Annotated in this window: 9 protein-coding genes; 4 read left to right on the forward strand and 5 right to left on the reverse strand. The window is 31.6% G+C overall.

What is annotated here, in order from left to right; translation table 11 throughout:
- Nucleotides 1–343 precede the first annotated feature (343 nt).
- Nucleotides 344–730, reverse strand: coding sequence for a hypothetical protein (locus BMX60_RS11180; RefSeq protein WP_091351524.1), 387 nt, complete (start codon nt 728–730; stop codon nt 344–346).
- A 124-nt stretch (nt 731–854) separates the two neighbouring features.
- A complete protein-coding gene (locus tag BMX60_RS11185; RefSeq protein ID WP_091351525.1) occupies nt 855–2,441 on the reverse strand; it encodes an NAD(P)/FAD-dependent oxidoreductase in 1,587 nt (528 codons plus the stop codon).
- A gap of 321 nt (nt 2,442–2,762) precedes the next feature.
- Between BMX60_RS11185 and BMX60_RS11190 the strand changes: the two genes are divergently transcribed.
- On the forward strand, nt 2,763–3,218 hold the full coding sequence (locus BMX60_RS11190; RefSeq protein ID WP_091351526.1) for an Hsp20/alpha crystallin family protein: 456 nt from the start codon (nt 2,763–2,765) through the stop codon (nt 3,216–3,218).
- A 26-nt stretch (nt 3,219–3,244) separates the two neighbouring features.
- Here BMX60_RS11190 and srtB read toward each other — a convergent pair whose 3' ends face one another.
- On the reverse strand, nt 3,245–3,994 hold the full coding sequence (gene srtB / locus BMX60_RS11195) for a class B sortase (protein ID WP_177159801.1): 750 nt from the start codon (nt 3,992–3,994) through the stop codon (nt 3,245–3,247).
- A gap of 19 nt (nt 3,995–4,013) precedes the next feature.
- A complete protein-coding gene (locus tag BMX60_RS11200) occupies nt 4,014–4,826 on the reverse strand; it encodes a methyl-accepting chemotaxis protein (RefSeq protein ID WP_091351528.1) in 813 nt (270 codons plus the stop codon).
- A gap of 227 nt (nt 4,827–5,053) precedes the next feature.
- On the opposite strand from BMX60_RS11200, the gene BMX60_RS11205 reads away from it, so the two are divergent.
- Together BMX60_RS11205 and BMX60_RS11210 are read left to right on the forward strand one after the other, a co-directional pair.
- Entirely contained in the window at nt 5,054–5,257 is a 204-nt protein-coding gene (locus BMX60_RS11205) for a hypothetical protein (RefSeq protein ID WP_091351529.1), read from the forward strand.
- A gap of 204 nt (nt 5,258–5,461) precedes the next feature.
- Nucleotides 5,462–5,662 carry a cold-shock protein gene (locus BMX60_RS11210; RefSeq protein WP_091351530.1) on the forward strand — a complete coding sequence of 67 codons (201 nt, stop codon included), beginning with the start codon at nt 5,462–5,464 and terminating at the stop codon, nt 5,660–5,662.
- A 55-nt stretch (nt 5,663–5,717) separates the two neighbouring features.
- On the opposite strand, the gene BMX60_RS11215 is transcribed toward BMX60_RS11210, so the two are convergent.
- The gene (locus BMX60_RS11215) at nt 5,718–6,833 is read right to left on the reverse strand and encodes a class I SAM-dependent methyltransferase (protein WP_091351531.1); all 1,116 of its coding nucleotides are present in this window, start codon (nt 6,831–6,833) and stop codon (nt 5,718–5,720) included.
- A gap of 197 nt (nt 6,834–7,030) precedes the next feature.
- Between BMX60_RS11215 and BMX60_RS11220 the strand changes: the two genes are divergently transcribed.
- A partial coding sequence (locus BMX60_RS11220) for a MerR family transcriptional regulator (protein WP_143055937.1) occupies nt 7,031–7,156 on the forward strand: 126 nt, incomplete at its 3' end.

A 7,156-nucleotide genomic window follows, 5' to 3' on the forward strand; every position in this document is an offset into this window, starting at 1 on the left:
TATTATTTAAAAAATTTTTTTTAAAAAGTAAAGGTGCTGGATTAACAGCACCTCAGACTGAAGACAAACTAAAGACAAAGTCATCTTAGCTGTGGTAATTAAACAAAGATACGATTAAGTTGAGGAGATAGATTTAAGAGCTAATTAGATAAAAGGAAGAAGGGGGGAGGAACAGGACGTTCCGAAAGCTCTATTGAGCCATGGACGGCGAATTAGAGCGGTACCCTTCTTCCTTTTAGATAGAAGCCTTAAATCTCGACGGAGACTTTGTTAGAATGTTTAATTACCACAGCCTTTAAAAAAAGACTTTGTCTACAAACTGAGGTGCTGGATTAACAGCACCTTATTTTTTAGTCTTATTATAAAAATAATATCCTAACTGTAATACCAACCCCAATACTATACTAGCAATAGTCCACATAAAAAGGGCTAAAATACCAATTAAATCTCCCCAACCTCCCATTCCTTTTATAAAGGAACGGAACATCTCTATAAATCCAAAGGTTAGCCCTAAAATAGTTGTAACTAAAGCTATTTTTAAATGAAAGCGATTCAATAGAAAAATAATAAACCCAACAATTATTGAAAAAACTAAATAGGCTATTAAATTCTGTAGGGTAATTTCCCGTTGAAGAACAAATTTAACAGCAGTAAATAGTAAAACAAAGGATAATAATGCTACTACCAAAGGCAAAAGCCATTTCTTCCCCATTTCTTTTTTAATTTCCATTTCTATTCCTCCTCTCCTTTTTTATGATTAGCTCTGTATTCTACATTAATATTTATAATTCGACAAAGGAGATAAATATTCCTGTTCTTAATTACTGAAAACTGAAAATTTTTTATTAATTTTATTACTGAAATCTCCATTCTGATATAATCTTTTCTGCTATTCTAATTCCGTCTACAGCTGCCGATATTATTCCCCCAGCATAGCCTGCCCCTTCGCCACAGGGATATATTCCTTTTATATTGCTTTGATACGTTTCATCCCTAAGTATCCTTATTGGTGAAGAACTACGGGTTTCTACACCTGTTAAAATTGCATCTTTGTAAGCAAACCCTTTAAGCTTTTTATCAAAATCTAAAATAGCTTCTTTTAAAGTATTAACTACATATTCTGGCAGCACATCCTTTAGATTTGCCATTTTAACCCCTTTTTTGTAAGTAGGTACTACTGACCTATATTCTTTACTTTCTTTATCCTGTAAAAAATCCCCTACTAATTGGGCCGGAGCAAAATAATTTCCTCCCCCTATTTGAAAGGCCTTTCTTTCCCATTTTCTTTGAAATTCTATACCAGCTAGGGGATGACTAGTTTCAAAATCTTTTGGTGTTATCCCCACTAATAAAGCACTGTTGGCATTTTCTCCATCCCTTGAATGATAACTCATACCATTTGTCACAACTCCACCTTCTTCAGAAGCCGCTGCTACTACTAATCCTCCAGGACACATACAAAAGGTGTAAGCACTTCTCCCATTAGGAGAATGATATGCCAGCTTATATTCAGCTGCACCTAAACGGGGATGTCCAGCAAACTTCTTATACTGGGCCTTATTAATTAAACTTTGTGGATGTTCGATTCTGACTCCTATGCTAAAGGCCTTTTGTTCGATGTTTAACCCTTTATTATAGAGAACTTGAAAAGTATCCCTTGCACTATGACCTAAAGCTAATACTAAAACTTGGGCTGGAATTTCACCTTTATTTGTTTTAATTCCATATATTTTCCCATCCTTTATCAATAAGTCCTCTAATTTAGTATTAAAATAGACCTTTCCTCCATTTGCTATAATTTGTTGTCTGATATTTTTTACTACAAACTTTAAAATATCAGTCCCCACATGGGGTTTATAACTATAGAGAATTTCTTCTGGTGCTCCCCCTTTTACCATCTCTTCTAATACTTTTCTGCATCTTTTATCTTTAATTAAAGTAGTAAGTTTTCCATCGGAAAAGGTACCAGCTCCCCCTTCACCAAATTGTACATTACTCTCAGTATTTAAAATCCCTTCTCTCCAAAATTTTTCTACCCTTTCCGTCCTTTTTTCAACATCTTCCCCCCGCTCAATGATTATAGGGTTATATCCCAATTGGGAAAGAATAAGACCGCAAAACAAACCGGCAGGCCCAGCTCCCACAATTACTGGAGGGTTTTCTAATCTTCTACTACCTATCTCTGGATAATTATAGCTATAGTCAGGAGTTAAATTATACCCTTTTTTTACTAGTATTTCTTCTAATCTATCTCCTACCTCTACATCTACTGTATAAACAAAATAAATCATCTCTTCTTTTCTAGCATCTATCGATTCTTTAAAAATTTTATAACTCCTGATCTCCTTTTTGGGTATATTTAAAGTTTTAGCTATTAGTTTAGGTAAAACTTCATCTTTATTTTGTTCTATTGATAGTTTAAGATTTGATAATCTCAACATTTCTTACTCTCCTTTTATCTTTCTAAAATTATTGCTTTAATTATATTACTATTTGTCTTTAAAAACAATTCATGTATAAAAGAAAAAATAATGAGCTAGACTATTAACGGAAAACAAAATTACGCTAAAACAAGCAGATATTTAAAGAAATATTTAGAAAAACAAAGAAATAATTCTATATTTTAAATTAATATTAGTTTTTTCCAGTTTACAATCAATTTTAACCGTAAATAGACTTTGATTAAAAAAATATACTATGATATATAATAATTAGAAAGTCAAAGAAAGTCAAAGTCAAAAATATTTAAGGAGGTGTTGTTTATGTTTGGTTTAACTCCCTTTAGAAGAAGAAACGAAATGGTACCTCACACTAAAGACATTTTTGACAACATTGATACTATGTTTGAAAACTTTTTAAATGATTCCTTTTTCCCTTCCCTCTATAAAAACAGTAATTATATGAAAGTGGATATTAAGGAAAAGGAAAATGAGTACATTGTTGAAGCAGAACTTCCCGGTGTAAATAAAGAACAGATTAATATTGATGTAAGAAACGACCGTTTAACAATTTCAGTTGAACAACGGGAAGAAATTAATGAAGAAAAACATAATTTCATTCGTAGAGAAAGACGATATGGTTCTATGACCCGTTCCTTTATGGTAGATAATGTAGATGAAGAAAAAATTAAAGCCAGCTTAAGAAATGGTGTCTTGACTATCATCTTACCCAAAAAAGAACCTAATAAACCCCTAGGCAGAAGAATTGAAATTGAATAACAAAAATAACTCCCCTATTTGGGGAGTTATTTTTGTTCCATAAGTTTAGCATGTACTACTAATCTAGCATTATCGAATTCATAACTACAGGTAGAGAGGGTTAAGATTTTATCTGTAATACCTAGTTCAACTTCCTTTTTAAATATCGAGTTTTTTCTAGTATACTGAAGAAACTGAAGGTATTCTTCTTCTGTAGAAAAGTTTGGGGTTATATAATAACTGTTAGCTTCCGTTACATAAATAGAATATACTTTAAAAATATAATTTCCTTCCCTTGTTTTTAAATAAATTTTATCATTATTGTTAAAAAAATCCTTATCCCTAAATTTAGTTAAATGGGCAAACATCGAGCCATCCCTCATTCTATGGCCATAGATGATGGTATTTTGGTCAAAATCTATGGGGTTGTTCCGATAATCCATAAAAATTGCCCCACCTCTGTTTCTAACTCCATTAAAATTGATATTGAGGTAGTAATGGTTGTCTACTCCTTGAACAACAGGATAATCAATATTGGAATTCTCTATAAATATCCAAGCTACTGTATCTGGATTTATTTCTAATAGTTTATCGAACAATTTTTCATTAGGATTTTCATGTTCATTGGGACTTTCGGTATCTTCTTTTTCCCCAATATTTAATGATTGTTGATATATCTCCCTGACCTGTTGATAATCCCTAGAGTTTCTATAATACTGATATAACCCCCATAAACCTTGGGTACTGCTATAAATAAATATCCCCAATACCAAAAAATAAACTGCTTTTTTTAACATTCCCCTCACATCCATAAGTTTATAAAAATTTGGCAAACTTCTCTAATTCTTGAACTTCGTTGACCAATTCATCTACCAAGGCATTTACCTCTTCGGTAGCAGCCATTTGCTCTTCACTAATAGCACTAACTTCGTGAATAGAATTGATCATAGTACCAACTAATTCCCTTAAAATAGCTACTATATTTTTTACCTGTGATGCCGATTTAATGGTCTCATCTGAAAGTCTCCTTATTTCTTCTGCCACTACAATAAAACCCCTGCCATGTTCTCCAGAACGGGCCGCTTCGATGGCAGCATTTAAGCCTAATAATTTTGTTTGTTTGGAAATATTATCTATTAACTTTAAAATATCCTCTGTTTTATCTAGTGCTTCCTTTACTTCCGATGTAGAAGAGGCAATTTTTTCACTATTTTCTGCTAAGTTTTGAGCAGAAGAGGAAATTTCTTTAACACTAGCACCTGCTTGATTAAAAGATGAAGCAAAGTTATTAACTATCCCCTTTAATTTTTCTTCATTCTCCACACTAAAGACAACTGCCAATGCCCCTATAATTTCTCCCCCTTCCAAAACTGGAATGGAAATAGCTTTTATAGGAATACCCCATACATCATCTGAAATAGATATTTCAACTTTTCTTTTTTTAACTATAGCATTATGTACAGCACTACCTTTCTTTATAAGATCTCCCACTTTTATTCCTAAGTCAAAGGTCTTCCCAGGACTATAGTATAAATATTTTTCTAAATCAACAACACCGATAGCAACATCGTGTAAAAACATCTCTTTCCAAAACTGGACTGATTGTATAATTATATCTAATTTATTCATAAAGATATCATCTCCTCCATTTATTTTGCTACAACTAGCTGTCAAATTAATAATAACAAACAGCTACCATTTAATAAATAGGAAATTCTACTTAATTTACTCTTATTCTCCATTTAACTTAAAATTCCTTTTAAACTTTTTTAAAAATCTTTAGTTATTTAGCTTATTAATTTGCATAATTTCCTAGATAGTTAAAAAAACTAAAGAAAAAGAAAGGAGACAATACTATGCCTTGGAAAAGAGGAAAAATTAAGTTTAACGATGGAACTGTTTATCCCGCAGAACTGTTGATTGAAGAAGATGGAGAAGTTTGGAATGTAAAGGTTTTTAAAGAAAATAATGTTATTGAAGAGATTGATGCAAAAAGATTTGCTCAACAGTTAAAAAAAGATATCAATGATGTTTATCCCTTCGATTATGAACTGGAATAGGTTAAAATTAAATTTTAATATAGTGCCTAAAACTAAATTTTCCTAAAAAAAATTTTTTATTGTTTGACATTTCTATTGTACTGTGTTATGATTAGGTTAATACAAAAGCAGACCTCTTTTGTGTGCAATTTCTTTTAGAAATTGGAAAAAAATTTTTTGGGTCACCCCTGAAAATCAGGGTAGTTTATAGGAGGTTTAAGTTAAATGCAACAAGGAGTAGTAAAATGGTTTAACGCTGAAAAAGGATACGGATTCTTATCCGTTGAAGGAGGAGCTGACGTATTCGTTCACTTTTCAGCAATTCAAGGAGAAGGGTTTAAAACTCTAGAAGAAGGACAGAGAGTTTCTTTCGAAATTACCGAAGGTAGTCGTGGTCCTCAAGCTGCTAACGTTGTAAAACTTTAGTATGCAAAATATAACAGTTCCTCAACGAGGAACTGTTTTTGTTTTATATATAAAATCAATAAAGGTATTTATCTAAAGCTGGGGTTACTCCCCAGTATTTCTTTGCCTCTAGATATTTTTCCATTCCCTTAGGATTTTCACCTTTTTTCTCTCCCCTAATCATTATATTTTTAGGGGTTTCTAAAGGAGAAACGTACTCTACCACACTAACTTTGTAGCCATGGGCCTCTAATGCTAACACCCTTAACCCGTCAGTTATAATATCGGAAATTTTATTTTTTAATATAGGGAACCGGGCAAAGGATTCCAACTGGTTATAGTTGAGTTGTTCCCGCAAATCTTTTTGACAACATGGAACTGCCACTATATAGTCAGCCTTTAGTCTTATACCTAAAGCTAATTGTTGATCTGTAGCTGTATCACAGGCGTGGAGACTTAATACTAAATTGACCTCCCGCTCTGTATAAAAATTTTCAATTTTAGTAGCATGAAACTCCATATTACGGTATCCCAATTGATCTCTAATTTTTTCTGCCCCTTTAATTACTTCAGGGTTAGCATCAATTCCAATAAAATAACATCTTTTTCGTAAGTGATCCTGTAAATAGTAATTTAGAACAAAACTTAAATATGATTTTCCACAACCACAATCCACCACCACTAATTCTTTGTCTTGGGGCCAATCTTTTAAGAAATTGTCTAGAAGTTCTACAAATCTATCTATTTGGTAATACTTTCTCCTTTTATCTTTGGGAATCTCCCCTAGTGTATTCATAATTCCTAAAACTTTCAATAGTTTAGCTGCCTGTTCTTTTTTTATAAACTGCTGTCTAGTCCCTTCTTCAACATCTAGATGCTTACTGGGTGGTTCATCTAAAGTACTAAAATTTACTTTAACCTTTCCTTTGTTTATATCCAAAAGGATTTTAGTTCCCCTTTCTAAAATTTCCACCTTTCCATCTTTACCAGCTAAAAATTCTATAATTTTATCCGAAACTAAAGTTAAAGCTAATCTTTCCCTCTTGTTTTTATATTGCCAGATCAGATCTTCTTCACTATAAAGGATTTTGGCCGATTTCCCTTCAAAATTTATAACTTCTAAACTGACAAATGTATTTTTATCATTTATCCTCATCATTAAAGCTTGTAGGGAATTTCTGATATTTGACATAAAAATCTCCTTCCTAATTGTATTTATTATTATTTTACAACATTTTTGATTTAAATAAAATTAAAGGTTTAGGAGAAGAATTATTTAATTATATAGTTATAAAAATAAATAAAAACAGCAAAAACATTAAAAATTTCAATAAATATTATTATTAAAATAAATATATGTTATAATTATCTCATAAAGAGATGATTATAATAAAATCTAAAGAAGTATTGGAATTATTGCAAATATCAAGACCTACTCTAACAAAATATGTAAAAGAAGGTTTGATAAAAGTAAGTGTTCTACCTAATGGTAGATATGATTATGACAAAGACAGT

The sequence above is a fragment of the Anaerobranca gottschalkii DSM 13577 genome, from assembly GCF_900111575.1.
Lineage (GTDB): Bacteria > Bacillota > Proteinivoracia > Proteinivoracales > Proteinivoracaceae > Anaerobranca > Anaerobranca gottschalkii.

Bases quoted from the DNA above. Each gene is read 5' to 3' on its own strand.
- BMX60_RS11200 (WP_091351528.1), bottom strand. From the start codon at position 4,826: ATGAATAAATTAGATATAATTATACAATCAGTCCAGTTTTGGAAAGAG.
- srtB (WP_177159801.1), bottom strand. From the start codon at position 3,994: ATGTTAAAAAAAGCAGTTTATTTTTTGGTATTGGGGATATTTATTTAT.
- BMX60_RS11215 (WP_091351531.1), bottom strand. From the start codon at position 6,833: ATGTCAAATATCAGAAATTCCCTACAAGCTTTAATGATGAGGATAAAT.
- BMX60_RS11210 (WP_091351530.1), top strand. From the start codon at position 5,462: ATGCAACAAGGAGTAGTAAAATGGTTTAACGCTGAAAAAGGATACGGA.
- BMX60_RS11185 (WP_091351525.1), bottom strand. From the start codon at position 2,441: ATGTTGAGATTATCAAATCTTAAACTATCAATAGAACAAAATAAAGAT.
- BMX60_RS11190 (WP_091351526.1), top strand. From the start codon at position 2,763: ATGTTTGGTTTAACTCCCTTTAGAAGAAGAAACGAAATGGTACCTCAC.
- BMX60_RS11205 (WP_091351529.1), top strand. From the start codon at position 5,054: ATGCCTTGGAAAAGAGGAAAAATTAAGTTTAACGATGGAACTGTTTAT.
- BMX60_RS11180 (WP_091351524.1), bottom strand. From the start codon at position 730: ATGGAAATTAAAAAAGAAATGGGGAAGAAATGGCTTTTGCCTTTGGTA.